The sequence below is a fragment of the Symbiopectobacterium purcellii genome (genome assembly GCF_052050035.1).
Classification (GTDB): Bacteria; Pseudomonadota; Gammaproteobacteria; order Enterobacterales; family Enterobacteriaceae; genus Symbiopectobacterium; species Symbiopectobacterium purcellii_A.
Window position 1 is genome coordinate 2,507,729 of the sequence record NZ_CP189882.1, and the last position, 17,795, is coordinate 2,525,523.

The following is a 17,795-nucleotide window of genomic DNA, read 5'->3' on the forward strand; positions in this document are numbered from 1 at the left end:
TCGCTCCCGATAGCAGCTCCCCATGGCAAAGCAAAAGTTTAAAATCACCAACTGGCCCACCTACAACAAAGCACTCAGACAACGCGGCTCCCTGAAGGTCTGGCTTGATGAGTCGGCCATCGCTGCATGGACTGACAGTTCTTCGCCTGAAGGTCGTGGTCGGCCGCTTTACTACACCGATATGGCTGTTACCACGGTTTTGATGATAAAGCGCGTGTTTAACCTGTCGCTCCGGGCATTACAGGGCTTTGTCGACTCGGTTTTTACACTGATGAGCCTGCCACTGCGCTGCCCGGACTACTCTCTGGTCAGTCGGCGGGCAAAAACCGTCAGTATCAGCATGGCTTTGTTGAATAATTTAAGATACTGATTTATATAAGCATTATAAAATTTCAACGACTAATTTTTCCTCTCGGAATGCTTTTTATTGTGCTAACTATTTGATTTGTCGTTCTAACAAAATACATTCTCTGTAAATGCATTCTAACTAAAGAAGATGTAAATCAAACGGTTAAATTATTCAACAAAGCCTATCAGCATAAAAACGCCAACGCGTGGTGAAATCTCGCATCTGGTCATCGACAGTACCGGTCTGAAGGTCTTTGGCGAAGGTGAGTGGAAAGTCAGGCAGCATGGGGCTGACAGACGAAGAGTGTGGCGCAAGCTTCATCTGGCAGCAGACAGTGCGACGCATGAGATTATCTGTGCCGACTTATCGCTCAGCGGAACGACAGATGCGCAGGCACTGCCGGGCCTGATTAACCAAACCCACCGAAAAATCAGGGAAGTGTCAGCAGACGGTGCTTATGACGCCCGTTACTGCCACGATGCGTTGCTAAGAAAGAAAATCAGGCCCCTTATCCCGCCGCGAAGCGGAGCCAAATACTGGCCGGACAAGTACCATGAACGTAACCATGCGGTGGCGAATCAGCGTCTGAGCGGGAGTAATGATATGTGGAAAAAGAAAGTGGGTTATCACCGGCGTTCAGTGGCAGAAACAGCGATGTTCCGCATAAAAACTTTGCTGGGTGGCCATCTGAGCCTGCGTGACTATGAGGCTCAAGTAGGTGAAGCCATAGCGATGGTCAAAGCGCTGAACCGTATGACGTTGTTGGGTATGCCACACAGCGTCAGGATAGGATAACAGGTGTAGCAGAGGGAGTCATCCTGTCGGCTAATTCTGATTTATTCAACAAAGCCCGAATCTGCCGTAAACGGTTTTTTATTTTTGGGGAGTGCGGGAGAGTTTGCCAATTTTTCGCAGGAGCAACGCAAGGCCATTGCTGAATTTTGCGTAGCAAAAGTCAATGGGCGCAAACCGGTTATTATCGGGACTGCATCCTGTTCCACGACGGAAGCCATTGCATTAACGCAACATGCATCAGATATTGGTGCGGATGCGGTGATGATTGTAAATCCCTATTATGCACTGATGTCCGATGAACGCCTTTATAATCACTACAAGTCTATTGCTGATGCGGTGGCTATTCCGCAATTATTATATAACTTCCCGGCATTAACTGGACAAAACCTGTCTGTGGAATTGATTGGTCGTCTGGCAGATAACTGCGCCAATATTGTGGGCATCAAAGATACCGTGGATTGCATTAGTCATATTCGCCAGGTGATCACGGAAGTGAAAGGCCGTCATCCTAATTTTCTGGTGTTCTGCGGCTTTGATGAATACGCCCTGGATACGCTGCTGCTCGGTGGCGATGGTGTGATCCCTGCCACCTCCAATTTTGCGCCGGAAATCACCTGTGGCATCTATCAGGCCTTTTTGGATAAGGACATGGTTGCGGTGCAAGCGCTGTTGCGCCGTCTGGCCGTGTTGTCGAAGATCTATACCCTGGAAGTGCCGTTTACCGGTCTGATATAGCCAAGCGACATTATTTTGATAACAGCCAGCTATGCTTCTTTGCCGCATATCAGGGCATAGGATGTAATCATTTTTAAGTCGGTTGGCTATAAAAGAAACGATTCGCCTCACTGGTTCGTCAATTTCTGCCGCCGTGTCCGCGCCTGCGACGCCGCCCAGCCCAGAAATTAAACAGCACTTAATCGCTCTGCTGCGTGAGGCGAATGTCGCCCTTGGGGAATAACCTCCCCACGTTACAGAGACGTTGTTGCTAAGCGCGTCTCTGTAACCCAACCTTCAGGAAGAAACTCATGCTGGATAAATCAGTCATTACCGCAAAACTCGCCGCGTTGTATCAGGAGAACATTGCCATTCGTGAGGATGATGCTTATAGCTAAACGACTTAATTTTGATTACATTATTTAAATGAGCTATTCAATTGATTTTAGACGTAAAGTGATATCTACACGGGGCTTTGTTGAATAATTTAACCGTTTGATTTACATCTTCTTTAGTTAGAATGCATTTACAGAGAATGTATTTTGTTAGAACGACAAATCAAATAGTTAGCACAATAAAAAGCATTCCGAGAGGAAAAATTAGTCGTTGAAATTTTATAATGCTTATATAAATCAGTATTTTAAATTATTCAACAAAGCCTCTACACGGAAAAACGAAGGGTTGAGTATCCGAGAAACAGCGAAGCAATTTCGGATTGGCCCTGCCTCTGTATCGCGTTGGATTAATCAAATAGAGTCAAAAGCATCGACCACGCGTCAGCGAAAGATCGATAAATCCGAGTTGATAAAAGATGTTGAACAATATCCAGATGCTTACCAAAAAGAACGTGCAGAGCGTTTTGGCGTTTGTCAGAAGGCCATTTGGCAAGCGCTTAAAAAGCTGGGATTGACCTATAAAAAAAACTCTACGTCATCCGAAAGCCGACGAAAACGCCCGGCAGGGATTTCAACAAAAAAAACAACAGTATGAAAAAGAAGGCAAACCTATTGTTTTTATTGATGAAAGTGGTTTTTCACACGATGCCCCACGGACTCACGGCTATTCCCCAAAAGGTCAACGGTGTTTTGGCCTGAAGAACTGGGGAGCTAGGGGAAGAACAAATGTTATCGGCGCTTTATTAGGCACAACGCTGTTTGCTATCGGATTATTTGATATCAATATTAACAGCGATGTTTTCTATGCCTGGGTCACACAAGTCCTTATCCCAGTACTCCCTAAAAACAGTGTAATCATGATGGACAATGCCACTTTTCACAAAAAACATAATATTCAACAAGTCATCATCGATGCAGGGTATATGGTGGAGTATTTGCCTACATATTCGCCAGATCTTAACCCAATTGAGCATAAATGGGCACAAGCAAAAAGCAAAAAAAGAGAGATGGGTTGCGATACAGAGAGTTTGTTCTCAGTCCATATGGTGTAATCAAAATTAAGTCGCTTGGCTATATCTCAAATCCATCGGTGCCTACGGTTCAGATATGTCTATCGAACTGTGGGACTGGTCGCAAGGCGTCGGGTTGTATGGCATATGGCGCTTGTACGAAGCGACTGGGGATCAGACTTATGTCGACTACCTGAGCGCCTGGTTTGAACGCCATCAGGTAGAGGCGGCAGTGAAGAATGTCAACCACGTCGCGCCGATGCTGACGCTGCTGTCGCTGTTGGCGCAGCAGGAAAATGCCCAGTGGCGCGCGCTGGTGAATGAATACGGCGAGTGGATTGAGCAGGGGCTGCTGCGTACTGACATGGGCGGGTTCGCCCACACCACGGCGACGCGCAATAATGAGCAACTGTCTTGAACGATAAAATTATGGAGCTACATGATGGTACGACTCATCCCATTCTTCGTTTTTTCTGAGCATCGCATTCAGGATGGTCAGCAGCTTGCGCATACAGGCAACCAGCGCCACTTTTTTGGGTTTTCCTGCTGTAACCAGCCGCATGTAAAACGCTTTTATCACTGGATTGAAGCGGGTTGCTACGAGTGCAGCCATATAAAGCGCGCTCCGCACTCCCGACCGACCACCAAAGATGGTTCGTCGGCCTCTCATGGTGCCAGAGTCCCGATTGACTGGGGCTACTCCCACGAGAACGCTAATTTCTCGTCTCGAGAGCCGACCCAACTCAGGAACCTCTGCCAACAATGCGGCCACGGTCATAGTGCCGACGCCCTTAATGCTACTCAACCGCTCAGAAAGCTCTTTGAAGTGGTTGCTGATGTGGGTGTTCATGTCCTCATCGATCCGCGCAAGTTCATCTTCCAGCGCTTTGATGATGATATTAATGCTTTTTCTGCTTTGCTGATGAGCCAGATACAACCTGTTTCGTTCAGCAACCAGCATTGCAATCAACTGCCGTCTGCGAACTACCATGGAATTGAGAACCTGACGTTCAGTATCCGGCAAAGCCCGAATAAAGCGGCCTCGTTCCGGATGGCGATTAATAACCTCGGTCATCTGCGCAAGTGCTCTCGCATCAATACGGTCAGTCTGTAGTGGTCAACTAAATTTGGCCACCCTACCTGACTGTTGATGGAACAGCCGTTCTGATTCATTTGGTGTTAACCCACCGTTATACCAGTGAGGTCTGACATCGCTATAATAATGGGTTATGTAGCGAATAATGGATGATTGAGCAGTACTAAAGCTTTGGTAGCCAGTCGTTGGCACCCATTCAGTCTTCAGACTACGGAAGAATCGCCCCATCGGACTATTATCCCAACAATTTCCTCTGCGACTCATACTTTGGGTCATCTGATATAGCCAAGCGACATTATTTTGATAACAGCCAGCTATGCTTCTTTGCCGCATATCAGTGCATAGGATGTAATCATTTTTAAGTCGGTTGGCTATAACGCCACAATGCCTGCCTATACTGACGACTGGTGTAATGGCTTCCTTGGTCACTATGAAACATGACTTGTTTGGGATGCCCACGCAGTTCCCAAGCCATTTGTAGTGCTTTGGCTGTTAATTCTGAATCTGGCGAAAACGACATTGCCCAACCCACGGGTTTTCGGGCAAATAAATCTAATACCACCGCCAGATACGCCCATCGGTCGCCTGTCCAAATATAGGTTACATCGCCGCACCAAACCTGGTCAGGCTTGGTAACAGCGAACTGCCTATTGAGCAGATTTGTAATATCAATACGTTCATTTCCACCGCGGTTGTATTGATGTTTTCTTGTTTGGCAACTAACGAGGGTTAATTCTTTCATCAACTTACCCGCTAACCACCGCCCAAGTTTCACGTCGTGTGTATTGGTAACCATCGTGGCGATAGTCCTTGCGCCCGCAGACCCGCCACTAACGTTCCACGCTTCGCTGACCAGGCTACGTTTTATCGTCCGCTCAATATCTGGCTCCTTAGGTCGACACCAATAGCGATAACTGCTTCGGTGAACATTAAAAATACGACACAACGCTTTCACTGGATAAAGCGCTCTTAGCTTTTCAACTACCGAGAATTTTTCAGTGAGTCGGACATTAAGAGCGCAGTAGCCTTTTTTAAGATGGCATTCTCCATTTCCAGTCGGTGGATTTTTTTCTTCATTTCTCTGAACTCAATTTGTTCAGGTGTTAATGGCAGACCAGGCGATGTTTTCCCTTGACGTTCTAAACGAAGGGCTCTTACCCACCGGCTAATCGCTGAAAGACTGACGTTAATGGCTTTCGCGGCTTCCTGGTAGGTATAATTTTGGTCAAGGACTAATTTGGCGGTTTCACATTTAAATTCAGCAGTAATTATTTTACTCATTTTGGCACCTATAAAAATTATGAGGTAAGCATATCACCTCTACTTAGGTGGCCAAATTCAGTATGCCACTGGCTTTGTTGAATAATTTAACCGTTTGATTTACATCTTCTTTAGTTAGAATGCATTTACAGAGAATGTATTTTGTTAGAACGACAAATCAAATAGTTAGCACAATAAAAAGCATTCCGAGAGGAAAAATTAGTCGTTGGAATTTTATAATGCTTATATAAATCAGTATCTTAAATTATTCAACAAAGCCCTTAGGTGGCCAAATTCAGTATGCCACTACAGTCTTCGCCAGATACCCCATAGCACGGGCAAAGTCACGAGCCTGCCTGGGGTTGACCACAGCGAGCTCAAAACCTTCGGCCTGAAGCGCACAAGCTACGGCAGCTTCAAGCCCTCCGGTGGCTTCCATCAGCACAAGCGCAACGTCGTGCTTCTTCAGCTCAGCAATAATGGAATCAAAGCCGTCAGCATCATTGGCAACAGAAAATTGCGCAATCGTGCTGCTGGCGGCAATGTCCAGCGTTGCTTTCGAAACATCGATACGGCTTTGTTGAATAATTTAAGATACTGATTTATATAAGCATTATAAAATTCCAACGACTAATTTTTCCTCTCGGAATGCTTTTTATTGTGCTAACTATTTGATTTGTCGTTCTAACAAAATACATTCTCTGTAAATGCATTCTAACTAAAGAAGATGTAAATCAAACGGTTAAATTATTCAACAAAGCCCATCGATACCTACACAGAGTGGACTTGGCAGACTCATTATTACCCATCCTTGCAAATGCGTTATGGAGTACGGACAACTGTTCGGGTTTCAGATGAGTGGCTCAACGTATGCGCCAGTCGCTCAGTAACGGGCTTTTAACCCAAGGGGAAATCGGGCTGCATACGCTGTGCCAAATCTAATCGTAGTTATTTTAACCAACTTTTAAGATACAAGGGGCAACTGTGGGTCGATACCCTGTTTATGAGCGGCCTGTTCCACGTCAAGGCTGGACAGTTGCTCAACAAGCCGGCTTATTGCGAAGAGGTCATCTACCAGTTCTTGCTGCATACGCAATTTTTAAGTGACCCCGTCAGCGGCCTGTGGCGGCACGGCTGGCATTTCACCGAAAAACACCATTTTGCTGGTGCGCTGTGGGGACGGGGCAATGGTTGGGCGGCGATAACGGCGGTTGAGCTGCTGGAATTGACGCGAGCAAGCCATTCTGCGTCGTCGCGTTTTATCGAACAGAACTTCTTGCGCCAGAGCGAAGCATTGTTAAGCGCTCAGGCTGACAACGGCATGTGGCACACGCTGCTCAACGATCCGCACAGCTATCAGGAGTCGTCAGCGACGGCGGCGATTGCCTACGCCTTTCTGAAGTGGTATCGGCTCGGCATTCTCGATAGCCGCTTTGCGGATGCCAGCGTTAACGCCATTGCCGCGCTGCTGGCGCGCATCGATCATCAGGGGCAACTGGCAGAAGTCTCTTCCGGTACTCCGGTGTTTATGACATTGCCAGAATATACCGACGTGCCGATTCGCCAGCGCTCCTATGGGCAATCATTGGCGATGCTGGCGCTGGCAGAAATGTTGCGCCACCCTCATCTCCTACGCACTCAGCCCGTCTGATACGCCGATTTGCATGGCAAGACGCCGTTTCTTGCCATGCCGATACGGCCTTTTCTTTGAACTGCGTCACTGTTCTGCAAGCGCCAGGGTCGATATATTTCTTTTGATGAAAATTTGCATTATGCTAGCTGAAGCGTTTCAGTTTGCGTAATTAGGGAGATTGATCCCGAATAGCGGCGAATTTATCCCGCAGATGGATCGTCAAGGGCAGGGGCGTTGCCCGAGAATAGTCTTACTTAACAGTTTATTCCGGTGTTGGTACTGATTATTCTATACCCTACATAATTCGAGTGTTCAGCTTGATACAGAGAATGCGATGACAATTCGTATTGCGATAAACGGTTTTGGTCGTATTGGCCGCAGCGTGTTACGGGCACTGTACGAATCCGTACGCCGAGCCGATATTAGCGTCGTGGCGATCAATGAGCTGGCGAGCGCAGAAGGGATGGCGCACCTGCTTAAATATGACACCAGTCATGGACGCTTTGCCTGGGATGTGCGCCAGGAATGTGACCAGCTCTACGTGGGCGATGACGCCATTCTGCTATTGCATCAGCGTGAGATTGAGGGACTGCCCTGGCGAGAACTCGGCGTTGATGTGGTGCTCGATTGCAGCGGTGTCTATGGCAGCCGTGCGCACGGCGCAGCGCATCTGGCCGCCGGTGCCAAGAAGGTGCTGTTTTCCCACCCCGGAGCCAACGACATCGATGCCACCGTGGTGTTTGGCGTCAATCAAGATATGTTGAAGCCTGAACACCACATTGTGTCTAACGCCTCCTGTACCACCAACTGCATTATCCCCATTATTAAATTGCTGGATGAATCGTTCGGCATTGAAAGCGGCACGGTCACCACGATCCACTCTTCAATGAACGATCAGCCAGTGATCGACGCGTACCACAGCGATTTGCGCCGTACCCGCGCAGCCAGCCAGTCCATCATTCCTGTGGATACCAAACTGGCGGCAGGCATTACGCGTATCTTCCCGCAGTTTATTGACCGTTTTGAGGCGATTTCAGTACGCGTACCCACCATCAATGTCACTGCCATTGATTTGAGTGTGACGGTTAGACAAGCGGTAAATGTTAATGAAATCAATGCTATTTTTCAAAAATCAGCGCATGGAGCATTTCGTGGTATAGTTGACTATACAGAATTACCATTAGTTTCAGCTGATTTTAATCACGATCCGCACAGTGCCATTGTCGACGGTACGCAGACGCGGGTCAGTGGATCGCACCTGATAAAAACGCTGGTCTGGTGCGACAACGAATGGGGTTTCGCCAATCGCATGCTGGATACGACACGCGCGATGGTGGTCTGCGGTTTTTAGTTATATGCAGTTGAATTTTCAGGGATTTTAATCTCAATCACACAACTTTATAAGAGAATCAACAAGAGGATTCATCATGTCTGTAATTAAGATGACCGATCTGGATCTGGCGGGTAAACGCGTACTGATTCGTGCGGATCTGAACGTGCCGGTTAAAGAAGGTAAAGTGACGTCTGATGCACGTATCCGTGCGTCGTTGCCGACCATTGAAAACGCCCTGAAACAAGGTGCGCGTGTCATGGTGACTTCCCACCTGGGACGCCCGACCGAAGGGGAATATAACGAAGAATTCTCCCTGCTGCCGGTTGTTAACTATCTGAAAGATAAAATTTCTTCTCCGGTTCGTCTGGCGAAGGATTATCTGGATGGCGTTGATGTTGCCGAAGGTGAGTTGGTGGTTCTGGAAAACGTTCGCTTCAACAAAGGCGAGAAGAAAGACGACGAAGAGTTATCGAAGAAATACGCGGCGTTGTGCGACGTGTTCGTGATGGACGCCTTTGGTACGGCACACCGTGCGCAGGCTTCTACGCACGGTGTGGGCAAGTTTGCTGATATCGCCTGTGCAGGCCCGCTGCTGGCAGACGAACTGGAAGCGCTGGGTAAAGCGCTGGGTAACCCGGCGCGCCCGATGGTGGCAATCGTCGGCGGTTCTAAAGTGTCTACCAAACTGACCGTGCTGGGCTCATTGTCCAAAATCGCTGACCAACTTATCGTAGGCGGTGGCATCGCCAACACCTTCGTGGCAGCACAAGGTCACAACGTGGGCAAATCGCTGTACGAAGCGGATCTGATTCCTGAAGCGAAAAAACTGCTGGAAACCTGCGATATTCCGGTTCCGAGCGACGTGCGTGTAGCAACGGAATTCTCCGAAACCGCCACCGCAACCTTGAAGTCTGTTACTGCCATCAAAGATGATGAACAGATTCTGGACCTGGGTGATGTGTCCGCTGAGCGTCTGGCTGATATTCTGAAGAATGCCAAGACTATCCTGTGGAACGGCCCGGTTGGCGTGTTCGAATTCCCGAACTTCCGCAAAGGGACTGAGATCATCGCTCAGGCGATTGCAGACAGCGACGCGTTCTCTATCGCCGGTGGTGGTGATACGCTGGCCGCGATTGACCTGTTCGGCATTTCAGACAAGATTTCTTATATTTCTACCGGCGGCGGCGCCTTCCTTGAGTTCGTGGAAGGGAAAAAACTGCCTGCGGTAGTCATGCTGGAAGAGCGTGCTAAGCAGTAATGCCGCTTTGCCGGGGCTGTCACCCGGCAGCCCGTTGCCCCCTCTTCGAGTGGGCAACGGTGGGTTCGGACGCTGTGCGTCCGGCCCGTAGTCAATTATCTCAACCCTCCACGGCCAACGAGACGGGACACGTAACATGTCTAAAATTTTTGATTTCGTAAAACCTGGTGTCATCACTGGCGATGACGTTCAGAAAGTTTTCGCAGTAGCAAAGGAAAATTGCTTTGCTCTGCCCGCAGTCAACTGCGTCGGTACCGACTCCGTCAATGCGGTGCTGGAAGCAGCAGCGAAAGTTCGCGCACCGGTTATCGTTCAGTTCTCTAACGGGGGGGCTGTATTTACCGCAGGTAAAGGCCTGAAAGCGGAAGGTCAGAAAGCCGGTATCCTCGGTGCCATCTCTGGTGCACAGCACGTTCACCTGATGGCTGAACACTACGGCATCCCTGTTATCCTGCACACTGACCACTGCGCGAAAAAACTGCTGCCTTGGTTGGATGGCCTGCTGGAAGCCGGTGAAAAACACTTTGCCGCAACCGGCAAACCACTGTTCTCCTCCCACATGATTGACCTGTCGGAAGAGTCTCTGGAAGAGAACATAGAGATTTGCAGCGAGTACCTCAAGCGCATGGCAAAAATCAACATGACGCTGGAAATCGAACTGGGCTGCACCGGCGGTGAAGAAGATGGTGTGGACAATAGCCACCTTGATAACTCCGCACTCTACACCCAGCCGGAAGATGTGGCTTACGCCTACGAAAAACTGCACGCCATCAGCCCGAGTTTCACCATCGCGGCATCGTTCGGCAACGTGCATGGCGTATACAAACCGGGTAACGTGCAACTGACGCCGAAAATCCTGCACAACTCGCAGGAATATGTCTCCAAGAAATTCAACCTGCCGCACAACAGCCTGGACTTCGTATTCCACGGCGGCTCCGGCTCTACGGCAGAAGAGATCGCCGAAGCGGTGAGCTACGGTGTGATCAAAATGAACATCGACACCGATACCCAATGGGCAACCTGGGAAGGCGTGCTGGCGTATTACAAAAAGAACGAAGGCTACCTGCAAGGGCAGTTGGGTAACCCGGAAGGCGCAGACAAGCCGAACAAGAAGTACTACGATCCGCGCGTTTGGCTGCGTGCTGGCCAGGCAACCATGGTTGCTCGTTTAGAAAAAGCGTTTAAAGAACTGAACGCGATCGACGTACTGTAATCTATATTAATAAGTGCATTGATAGACAATGCATGAAAATAAGAGGCTCCTTTTATCAGGAGCCTTATTTTTTTCTGGCCTGCTTTGTGGCTATTTTGGGTGTGAACCATCCCTTTCAAAGGGTGAAATGCAAAAAAGGGGAGAGTGCAAATGGAAGAACTGTATGTAACCGAAAGCCTGAGCCGTATGGGGCAATGGGTGATCAATAACGAGGCCCTGCTGATTCGGTATGCGGTGAATGTGGTAGCCGCCATTATCATTTTGCTCATCGGCCTGTTGGTAGCGCGTGTGGTCTCTAAGGGCATCAGCAGAGTGATGGTGGCGCGGGGCATTGATACCACCGTGGCGGATTTCCTCGCGGCACTGGTACGTTATGGCATTATTGCCTTTACGCTGATTGCGGTATTGAGCAGCATTGGCGTGCAAACCGCCTCGGTGATCGCGGTGCTGGGCGCCGCGAGCTTGGCGGTGGGTTTGGCGCTGCAAGGCTTGCTGTCAAACTTCGCCGCGGGGGTGCTGCTGGTGATGTTCCGCCCGTTCCGTACCGGTGAATTTGTCGATCTGGGCGGGGTTTCTGGCACGGTGACACAGGTGCAGATCTTCTCCACCACGATGCGCACGCCAGATGGCAAAATCATCGTCGTTCCCAACGGGAAAATCATTGCCGGCAATATCATTAACAGCAGCCGTGAGCCAGACAGATGTACTGAAATTATCGTTGGCGTGGCCTATGATGCTGATATTGAACAGGTAAAAACGGTGTTGGGGAATATTGTCGCGGCAGATCAGCGCATTCAGCATGATCGTGGCGTCACCATTCGTTTGAATGAAATGGCGGCATCGACACTGAATTTTGTCGTGTGGGTCTGGACGACCAACGGCGATGCCATGGCGGTGAAATGGGATCTGTTAGAAAGTTTTAAACGGGCGCTGGATGAGCACCAGATCGGCATACCCTATCCGCAAATGGATGTGCATTTGCATCAAACCTCGCCAACATCAACGAATACGTAATTTTCGTTAGTCCTTTTTAGGCATCCGGTGCTAAGCGCACGGATGCCTAAACGCTTTCACTCGAAAAGCAAAAAAACAGCCTGTGTATCGACCTACCCTAACCGTTGTTATTGGTTAAGCGTGTTGCTTAATAGTGAAATAAGGGTGTTTCGGTGATTGAAGTAAATTTTACGCTGTTCTGAGATGGAAATTCCAAAGACCGGCGCTAAGGAGTAAGAAGGTATCATCAATAAAGGGTCTACGATTCCGTAAAATTTGGGTCATGCAACCGAGGCGCTTGATACCCGCGATGGCGTGTTCAACTGTAATACGGATGCCCGAGATTATTTTATTTTCTTGTTTTTGTTCAGGCGATAAAGGTCTTTTTCGAGTTCCTTTTTTTGGGATTTGTGTATTAGGATGCTGTTTATCTATACCTTGAAAACCGGTATCTGCCCAGATGGTTACCTCAGGAGGAATATGGCGAATTATATCGACTTTATCGAGTAAGCGTTTATCGTGACGGCGCCCATTTTTGCTCATGGGGATAAATCCAATTTGCCTTGTTTCGTCAGTCATAATAAGCCCTTTTCGAGTGGTCTGTCTTTTCTTTCCCGAATACATTTTTTTTGCCGACGCAGATTATTAGGCTTTTGGACAGGTCGCTCTGTCCCATCAATAAAGACGTCTTTAACTCCAGGAAAGGCGCGAAAAAATTCCTCAGCAGAGCGAATTTGACGAGCGGGCAAAACACATTCTCGCCCCAAGGTCATCTCTAAAACCGGCAATAATATTTTTACCCAGCGACATACCCGTGTTCTATCTAAACCAAAAAGAAGTCCTTGCAAATCATAGGTCGGATAACATTTTAAATACAATAAAATAAAAAGCAGTTTATCTAATGGGGTTGGGATAAATCCTTTCTGCCCTGCACCGGCTTTGTTGAATAAATCAGAATTAGCCGACAGGATGACTCCCTCTGCTACACCTGTTATCCTATCCTGACGCTGTGTGGCATACCCAACAACGTCATACGGTTCAGCGCTTTGACCATCGGTATGGCTTCACCTACTTGAGCCTCATAGTCACGCAGGCTCAGATGGCCACCCAGCAAAGTTTTTATGCGGAACATCGCTGTTTCTGCCACTGAACGCCGGTGATAACCCACTTTCTTTTTCCACATATCATTACTCCCGCTCAGACGCTGATTCGCCACCGCATGGTTACGTTCATGGTACTTGTCCGGCCAGTATTTGGCTCCGCTTCGCGGCGGGATAAGGGGCCTGATTTTCTTTCTTAGCAACGCATCGTGGCAGTAACGGGCGTCATAAGCACCGTCTGCTGACACTTCCCTGATTTTTCGGTGGGTTTGGTTAATCAGGCCCGGCAGTGCCTGCGCATCTGTCGTTCCGCTGAGCGATAAGTCGGCACAGATAATCTCATGCGTCGCACTGTCTGCTGCCAGATGAAGCTTGCGCCACACTCTTCGTCTGTCAGCCCCATGCTGCCTGACTTTCCATTCACCTTCGCCAAAGACCTTCAGACCGGTACTGTCGATGACCAGATGCGAGATTTCACCACGCGTTGGCGTTTTTATGCTGATACTGACGGTTTTTGCCCGCCGACTGACCAGAGAGTAGTCCGGGCAGCGCAGTGGCAGGCTCATCAGTGTAAAAACCGAGTCGACAAAGCCCTGTAATGCCCGGAGCGACAGGTTAAACACGCGCTTTATCATCAAAACCGTGGTAACAGCCATATCGGTGTAGTAAAGCGGCCGACCACGACCTTCAGGCGAAGAACTGTCAGTCCATGCAGCGATGGCCGACTCATCAAGCCAGACCGTCAGGGAGCCGCGTTGTCTGAGTGCTTTGTTGTAGGTGGGCCAGTTGGTGATTTTAAACTTTTGCTTTGCCATGGGGAGCTGCTATCGGGAGCGATGATAGGAGTCTGTAAAGAATTTTGTGTAAATGGCTCCATTGCTTAACCGGAGATTCGTTCTCCATACATCAACATGAATTGGCTCATAGCAGGTTTCCAGTCTCTGATTGGCAAGGTCCATTTAGCAGAGATATTATGCAAGGCTAGATAGAGTAATTTTATCACCGAGTCATCCGTTGGAAATATTCGTCGCGTTTTCGTTATCTTGCGCAATGAAGCATTTAACGACTCTATCGCGTTGGTGGTGTAGATAACCTTGCGGATCTCCGGCGGAAAGTCAAAAATGACGATGAGACGTTCCCAATTATTTCTCCACGACGGGCTGATCGTCGGGAACTGTTCATCCCATTTGGCCGCGAAGGCATCCAGGGCCTCTTCAGCGCCCTCTAGCGTTGCGGAACTATAGATGGTGCGCAGGTCAGCAGCAACGGCCTTACGCTCTTTCCAGCCGACGTAGCGCAGCGAGTTCCGCACCTGATGCACAATGCAGAGCTGTACCCGCGTATGCGGGTAAACAGCTTCAATGGCATCAGGAAAGCCTTTCAGGCCATCGCAGCAGGCGACGAAGATGTCCTTTAGCCCACGATTTTTCAGTTCTGTCATCACAGATAACCAGAACTTGGCCCCCTCAGTTTTGGCTATCCATAGCCCCAGCAGCTCTTTTTCGCCCTGGCCGTTGACGCCGAGGGCCAGATAAACAGACTTGTTGGCCACGGCTCCGCCGTCCTGGCTTTTGACAACAATACAGTCAAGGTAAACAATGGGATAAAGCGCATCCAGCGGCCGTTGCTGCCAGCGCTTAACTTCATCCATCACAGCATTGGTCACTTGAGAAATGAAGCCAGCGGAAACATCGACCCCGTAGACTTCTTTAAAGTGTGCCTGAATATCACGGGTTGATAACCCTCTGGAATAGAGAGAAATAATGCGGTCATCGAAGCCGTTAAGCTGTTTTTCGTGCTTACCGATCAGTGTCGGCTCGAAGGTACTGTTGCGGTCGCGCGGAATATCGAGCTCGATCTCCCCATTTTGGCTACGTACGCTCTTGGATGTCTTGCCATTGCGTGAGTTGCCTGAATGATTACCAGCCGGGTCATGCTTAGCATACCCAAGGTGCATCTCCATCTCAGCTTCAAGAACCCGTTCCGCCAGTCTTTTAGTCAGCACCTTGAGTAGGCCTGATTCACCCAGCAGATCCTGAGGGGAGTGACAATCTTGAAGCAGTTGGTCAATAAGTTCGTTGCTGATAGGCATTTTGTTATCCTTTGAAGGTTTTCCTCAAAATGCCATTTACACAGATTATTTTACAGTCTCGATGATAGTGCTTTGATCCGGCGATCCCCTGAAAGTTCGATTTATTCAACAAAGCCCCCTGCACCCATCTGCCGCTCGTGATCTTTTCGATTCTTTTTCCGATAAATCAAATAACAAGCTGAAAATTCAGCGGCTAAATTTTTCAATTCTTCGACTGATAATCCAATGATTGCTTTACATAAACGATTATCTCGTAACAACCGCTCTTTGTTGATCATTTCAAACCTTTATTCTCTAAGTTAAACCTCTTTTTATTCTCAATAGCCTGACAAAAAATGCAAGTCTCTATTCAGCAACTAGTTTATTGTATTGTTGGTGCTCTATTTCGTTATCGTCGATACCATCGAACATCACCGATTATTCGCGTTTCTCTTTGTCTACGACACCGCGCGTACGGATTTGCTGGAAGAGCTGTTTGAACTGCCGTTTATGTTTTCGCTGTTTGCTGTGGTTTTCCTGTTGCAACGTAATGACAAGCAGGCTGTCGCCAAAACGCTGCCGGTCTCCCGTTCAGTATTGCATGATGTGCAAAATTAGATTTTCTAATGAATAATTATAGCTAAACGACTTAATTTTGATTACATTATTTAAATGAGCTATTCAATTGATTTTAGACGTAAAGTGATATCTACACGGAAAAACGAAGGGTTGAGTATCCGAGAAACAGCGAAGCAATTTCGGATTGGCCCTGCCTCTGTATCGCGTTGGATTAATCAAATAGAGTCAAAAGCATCGACCACGCGTCAGCGAAAGATCGATAAATCCGAGTTGATAAAAGATGTTGAACAATATCCAGATGCTTACCAAAAAGAACGTGCAGAGCGTTTTGGCGTTTGTCAGAAGGCCATTTGGCAAGCGCTTAAAAAGCTGGGATTGACCTATAAAAAAAACTCTACGTCATCCGAAAGCCGACGAAAACGCCCGGCAGGGATTTCAACAAAAAAAACAACAGTATAGCCAAGCGACTTAATTTTGATTACACCATATGGACTGAGAACAAACTCTCTGTATCGCAACCCATCTCTCTTTTTTTGCTTTTTGCTTGTGCCCATTTATGCTCAATTGGGTTAAGATCTGGCGAATATGTAGGCAAATACTCCACCATATACCCTGCATCGATGATGACTTGTTGAATATTATGTTTTTTGTGAAAAGTGGCATTGTCCATCATGATTACACTGTTTTTAGGGAGTACTGGGATAAGGACTTGTGTGACCCAGGCATAGAAAACATCGCTGTTAATATTGATATCAAATAATCCGATAGCAAACAGCGTTGTGCCTAATAAAGCGCCGATAACATTTGTTCTTCCCCTAGCTCCCCAGTTCTTCAGGCCAAAACACCGTTGACCTTTTGGGGAATAGCCGTGAGTCCGTGGGGCATCGTGTGAAAAACCACTTTCATCAATAAAAACAATAGGTTTACCTTCTTTTTCATACTATTGTTTTTTTTGTTGAAATCCCTGCCGGGCGTTTTCGTCGGCTTTCGGATGACGTAGAGTTTTTTTATAGGTCAATCCCAGCTTTTTAAGCGCTTGCCAAATGGCCTTCTGACAAACGCCAAAACGCTCTGCACGTTCTTTTTGGTAAGCATCTGGATATTGTTCAACATCTTTTATCAACTCGGAGGCTTTGTTGAATAATTTAACCGTTTGATTTACATCTTCTTTAGTTAGAATGCATTTACAGAGAATGTATTTTGTTAGAACGACAAATCAAATAGTTAGCACAATAAAAAGCATTCCGAGAGGAAAAATTAGTCGTTGAAATTTTATAATGCTTATATAAATCAGTATCTTAAATTATTCAACAAAGCCCAACTCGGATTTATCGATCTTTCGCTGACGCGTGGTCGATGCTTTTGACTCTATTTGATTAATCCAACGCGATACAGAGGCAGGGCCAATCCGAAATTGCTTCGCTGTTTCTCGGATACTCAACCCTTCGTTTTTCCGTGTAGATATCACTTTACGTCTAAAATCAATTGAATAGCTCATTTAAATAATGTAATCAAAATTAAGTCGTTTAGCTATATGAAAAAGAAGGTAAACCTATTGTTTTTATTGATGAAAGTGGTTTTTCACACGATGCCCCACGGACTCACGGCTATTCCCCAAAAGGTCAACGGTGTTTTGGCCTGAAGAACTGGGGAGCTAGGGGAAGAACAAATGTTATCGGCGCTTTATTAGGCACAACGCTGTTTGCTATCGGATTATTTGATATCAATATTAACAGCGATGTTTTCTATGCCTGGGTCACACAAGTCCTTATCCCAGTACTCCCTAAAAACAGTGTAATCATGATGGACAATGCCACTTTTCACAAAAAACATAATATTCAACAAGTCATCATCGATGCAGGGTATATGGTGGAGTATTTGCCTACATATTCGCCAGATCTTAACCCAATTGAGCATAAATGGGCACAAGCAAAAAGCAAAAAAAGAGAGATGGGTTGCGATACAGAGAGTTTGTTCTCAGTCCATATGGTGTAAT

The 17,795-nt window shown here is 47.5% G+C and carries 18 protein-coding genes and 7 pseudogenes; 14 read left to right on the forward strand and 11 right to left on the reverse strand.

All coding sequences use genetic code 11. From position 1 onward, the window contains the following. Positions 1–22: 22 nt before the first annotated feature. The 6 genes and pseudogenes from ACQGXV_RS17710 to ACQGXV_RS17735 form a co-directional block, all read left to right on the forward strand. Positions 23–358, forward strand: a pseudogene (locus tag ACQGXV_RS17710) (transposase); the annotation flags it as partial. 174 nt (positions 359–532) lie between these two features. Then, positions 533–1,144, forward strand: a pseudogene (locus ACQGXV_RS17715) (IS5 family transposase); the annotation flags it as partial. Positions 1,145–1,183: 39 nt separating this feature from the next. Then, entirely contained in the window at positions 1,184–1,879 is a 696-nt protein-coding gene (locus tag ACQGXV_RS17720) for a dihydrodipicolinate synthase family protein (RefSeq protein ID WP_440867489.1), read from the forward strand. 585 nt (positions 1,880–2,464) lie between these two features. Next, positions 2,465–2,848, forward strand: a complete 384-nt coding sequence (locus ACQGXV_RS17725; RefSeq protein ID WP_440867070.1) for an IS630 transposase-related protein — start codon at positions 2,465–2,467, stop codon at positions 2,846–2,848. Beyond that, the gene (locus tag ACQGXV_RS17730) at positions 2,772–3,305 is read left to right on the forward strand and encodes an IS630 family transposase (protein ID WP_440862665.1); all 534 of its coding nucleotides are present in this window, start codon (positions 2,772–2,774) and stop codon (positions 3,303–3,305) included. Before ACQGXV_RS17725 ends, ACQGXV_RS17730 begins: the two co-directional genes overlap by 77 nt. 55 nt (positions 3,306–3,360) lie before the next feature. Then, entirely contained in the window at positions 3,361–3,681 is a 321-nt protein-coding gene (locus ACQGXV_RS17735) for a glycoside hydrolase family 88 protein (protein WP_440867071.1), read from the forward strand. A 9-nt stretch (positions 3,682–3,690) separates the two neighbouring features. Here the strand turns inward: ACQGXV_RS17735 and ACQGXV_RS17740 are convergent. The 3 pseudogenes from ACQGXV_RS17740 to ACQGXV_RS17750 form a co-directional block, all read right to left on the reverse strand. Further along, positions 3,691–4,374, reverse strand: a pseudogene (locus tag ACQGXV_RS17740) (IS110 family transposase); the annotation flags it as partial. 6 nt (positions 4,375–4,380) lie between these two features. Beyond that, positions 4,381–5,640, reverse strand: a pseudogene (locus tag ACQGXV_RS17745) (IS3 family transposase). A 289-nt stretch (positions 5,641–5,929) separates the two neighbouring features. After that, positions 5,930–6,208, reverse strand: a pseudogene (locus ACQGXV_RS17750) (IS110 family transposase); the annotation flags it as partial. Positions 6,209–6,541: 333 nt separating this feature from the next. Here ACQGXV_RS17750 and ACQGXV_RS17755 point away from each other — a divergent pair. The 5 genes from ACQGXV_RS17755 to mscS all read left to right on the forward strand — a co-directional run bounded on the left by ACQGXV_RS17755 (position 6,542) and on the right by mscS (position 12,070). Further along, positions 6,542–7,270: a glycoside hydrolase family 88/105 protein gene (locus ACQGXV_RS17755; RefSeq protein WP_440867490.1), complete on the forward strand. Its 729-nt coding sequence runs from the start codon at positions 6,542–6,544 to the stop codon at positions 7,268–7,270. A gap of 316 nt (positions 7,271–7,586) precedes the next feature. After that, the gene (gene epd, locus ACQGXV_RS17760; protein WP_440867072.1) at positions 7,587–8,603 is read left to right on the forward strand and encodes an erythrose-4-phosphate dehydrogenase; all 1,017 of its coding nucleotides are present in this window, start codon (positions 7,587–7,589) and stop codon (positions 8,601–8,603) included. Between the two features lie 76 nt (positions 8,604–8,679). Next, on the forward strand, positions 8,680–9,843 hold the full coding sequence (gene pgk / locus ACQGXV_RS17765; RefSeq protein WP_440867073.1) for a phosphoglycerate kinase: 1,164 nt from the start codon (positions 8,680–8,682) through the stop codon (positions 9,841–9,843). 136 nt (positions 9,844–9,979) lie between these two features. After that, positions 9,980–11,056, forward strand: coding sequence for a class II fructose-bisphosphate aldolase (fbaA, locus tag ACQGXV_RS17770; RefSeq protein ID WP_440867074.1), 1,077 nt, complete (start codon positions 9,980–9,982; stop codon positions 11,054–11,056). 150 nt (positions 11,057–11,206) lie between these two features. After that, positions 11,207–12,070, forward strand: a complete 864-nt coding sequence (gene mscS / locus ACQGXV_RS17775) for a small-conductance mechanosensitive channel MscS (protein WP_440867075.1) — start codon at positions 11,207–11,209, stop codon at positions 12,068–12,070. A 168-nt stretch (positions 12,071–12,238) separates the two neighbouring features. Here the strand turns inward: mscS and ACQGXV_RS17780 are convergent, their stop codons facing one another. The 5 genes from ACQGXV_RS17780 to ACQGXV_RS17800 all read right to left on the reverse strand — a co-directional run bounded on the left by ACQGXV_RS17780 (position 12,239) and on the right by ACQGXV_RS17800 (position 15,519). After that, entirely contained in the window at positions 12,239–12,673 is a 435-nt protein-coding gene (locus tag ACQGXV_RS17780; protein WP_440862780.1) for a transposase family protein, read from the reverse strand. Next, positions 12,625–13,044, reverse strand: coding sequence for a helix-turn-helix domain-containing protein (locus tag ACQGXV_RS17785; protein WP_440867491.1), 420 nt, complete (start codon positions 13,042–13,044; stop codon positions 12,625–12,627). The genes ACQGXV_RS17780 and ACQGXV_RS17785 overlap by 49 nt, the downstream gene beginning before the upstream one ends. Beyond that, positions 13,041–13,964, reverse strand: a complete 924-nt coding sequence (locus ACQGXV_RS17790) for an IS5 family transposase (RefSeq protein WP_440867076.1) — start codon at positions 13,962–13,964, stop codon at positions 13,041–13,043. Before ACQGXV_RS17790 ends, ACQGXV_RS17785 begins: the two co-directional genes overlap by 4 nt. Positions 13,965–14,029: 65 nt before the next feature. Further along, positions 14,030–15,241 carry an IS256 family transposase gene (locus ACQGXV_RS17795; protein ID WP_440862551.1) on the reverse strand — a complete coding sequence of 404 codons (1,212 nt, stop codon included), beginning with the start codon at positions 15,239–15,241 and terminating at the stop codon, positions 14,030–14,032. Between the two features lie 101 nt (positions 15,242–15,342). Beyond that, entirely contained in the window at positions 15,343–15,519 is a 177-nt protein-coding gene (locus ACQGXV_RS17800; RefSeq protein WP_440863720.1) for a hypothetical protein, read from the reverse strand. Positions 15,520–15,610: 91 nt separating this feature from the next. Here ACQGXV_RS17800 and ACQGXV_RS17805 point away from each other — a divergent pair, with 91 nt between their 5' ends. Together ACQGXV_RS17805 and ACQGXV_RS17810 are read left to right on the forward strand one after the other, a co-directional pair. Further along, positions 15,611–15,838, forward strand: coding sequence for a hypothetical protein (locus ACQGXV_RS17805; protein ID WP_440867077.1), 228 nt, complete (start codon positions 15,611–15,613; stop codon positions 15,836–15,838). 54 nt (positions 15,839–15,892) lie between these two features. Continuing rightward, a complete protein-coding gene (locus ACQGXV_RS17810) occupies positions 15,893–16,258 on the forward strand; it encodes an IS630 transposase-related protein (protein ID WP_440862584.1) in 366 nt (121 codons plus the stop codon). Positions 16,259–16,277: 19 nt separating this feature from the next. Here ACQGXV_RS17810 and ACQGXV_RS17815 read toward each other — a convergent pair. The 3 genes and pseudogenes from ACQGXV_RS17815 to ACQGXV_RS17825 all read right to left on the reverse strand — a co-directional run. Continuing rightward, positions 16,278–16,721 (reverse strand): annotated as a pseudogene (locus ACQGXV_RS17815) (IS630 family transposase); the annotation flags it as partial. Between the two features lie 18 nt (positions 16,722–16,739). Continuing rightward, entirely contained in the window at positions 16,740–16,922 is a 183-nt protein-coding gene (locus tag ACQGXV_RS17820) for an IS630 transposase-related protein (RefSeq protein WP_440867078.1), read from the reverse strand. A gap of 180 nt (positions 16,923–17,102) precedes the next feature. Further along, positions 17,103–17,297: an IS630 transposase-related protein gene (locus ACQGXV_RS17825; RefSeq protein ID WP_440863228.1), complete on the reverse strand. Its 195-nt coding sequence runs from the start codon at positions 17,295–17,297 to the stop codon at positions 17,103–17,105. A 53-nt stretch (positions 17,298–17,350) separates the two neighbouring features. Here ACQGXV_RS17825 and ACQGXV_RS17830 point away from each other — a divergent pair. Next, positions 17,351–17,794, forward strand: a pseudogene (locus tag ACQGXV_RS17830) (IS630 family transposase); the annotation flags it as partial. Position 17,795: the final 1 nt, after the last annotated feature.

Bases quoted from the DNA above. Each gene is read 5' to 3' on its own strand.
- ACQGXV_RS17800 (WP_440863720.1), bottom strand. From the start codon at position 15,519: ATGATCAACAAAGAGCGGTTGTTACGAGATAATCGTTTATGTAAAGCA.
- fbaA (WP_440867074.1), top strand. From the start codon at position 9,980: ATGTCTAAAATTTTTGATTTCGTAAAACCTGGTGTCATCACTGGCGAT.
- ACQGXV_RS17795 (WP_440862551.1), bottom strand. From the start codon at position 15,241: ATGCCTATCAGCAACGAACTTATTGACCAACTGCTTCAAGATTGTCAC.
- ACQGXV_RS17810 (WP_440862584.1), top strand. From the start codon at position 15,893: ATGAGCTATTCAATTGATTTTAGACGTAAAGTGATATCTACACGGAAA.
- epd (WP_440867072.1), top strand. From the start codon at position 7,587: ATGACAATTCGTATTGCGATAAACGGTTTTGGTCGTATTGGCCGCAGC.
- ACQGXV_RS17735 (WP_440867071.1), top strand. From the start codon at position 3,361: ATGTCTATCGAACTGTGGGACTGGTCGCAAGGCGTCGGGTTGTATGGC.
- mscS (WP_440867075.1), top strand. From the start codon at position 11,207: ATGGAAGAACTGTATGTAACCGAAAGCCTGAGCCGTATGGGGCAATGG.
- ACQGXV_RS17780 (WP_440862780.1), bottom strand. From the start codon at position 12,673: ATGTATTCGGGAAAGAAAAGACAGACCACTCGAAAAGGGCTTATTATG.
- pgk (WP_440867073.1), top strand. From the start codon at position 8,680: ATGTCTGTAATTAAGATGACCGATCTGGATCTGGCGGGTAAACGCGTA.
- ACQGXV_RS17825 (WP_440863228.1), bottom strand. From the start codon at position 17,297: ATGAGCTATTCAATTGATTTTAGACGTAAAGTGATATCTACACGGAAA.
- ACQGXV_RS17790 (WP_440867076.1), bottom strand. From the start codon at position 13,964: ATGGCAAAGCAAAAGTTTAAAATCACCAACTGGCCCACCTACAACAAA.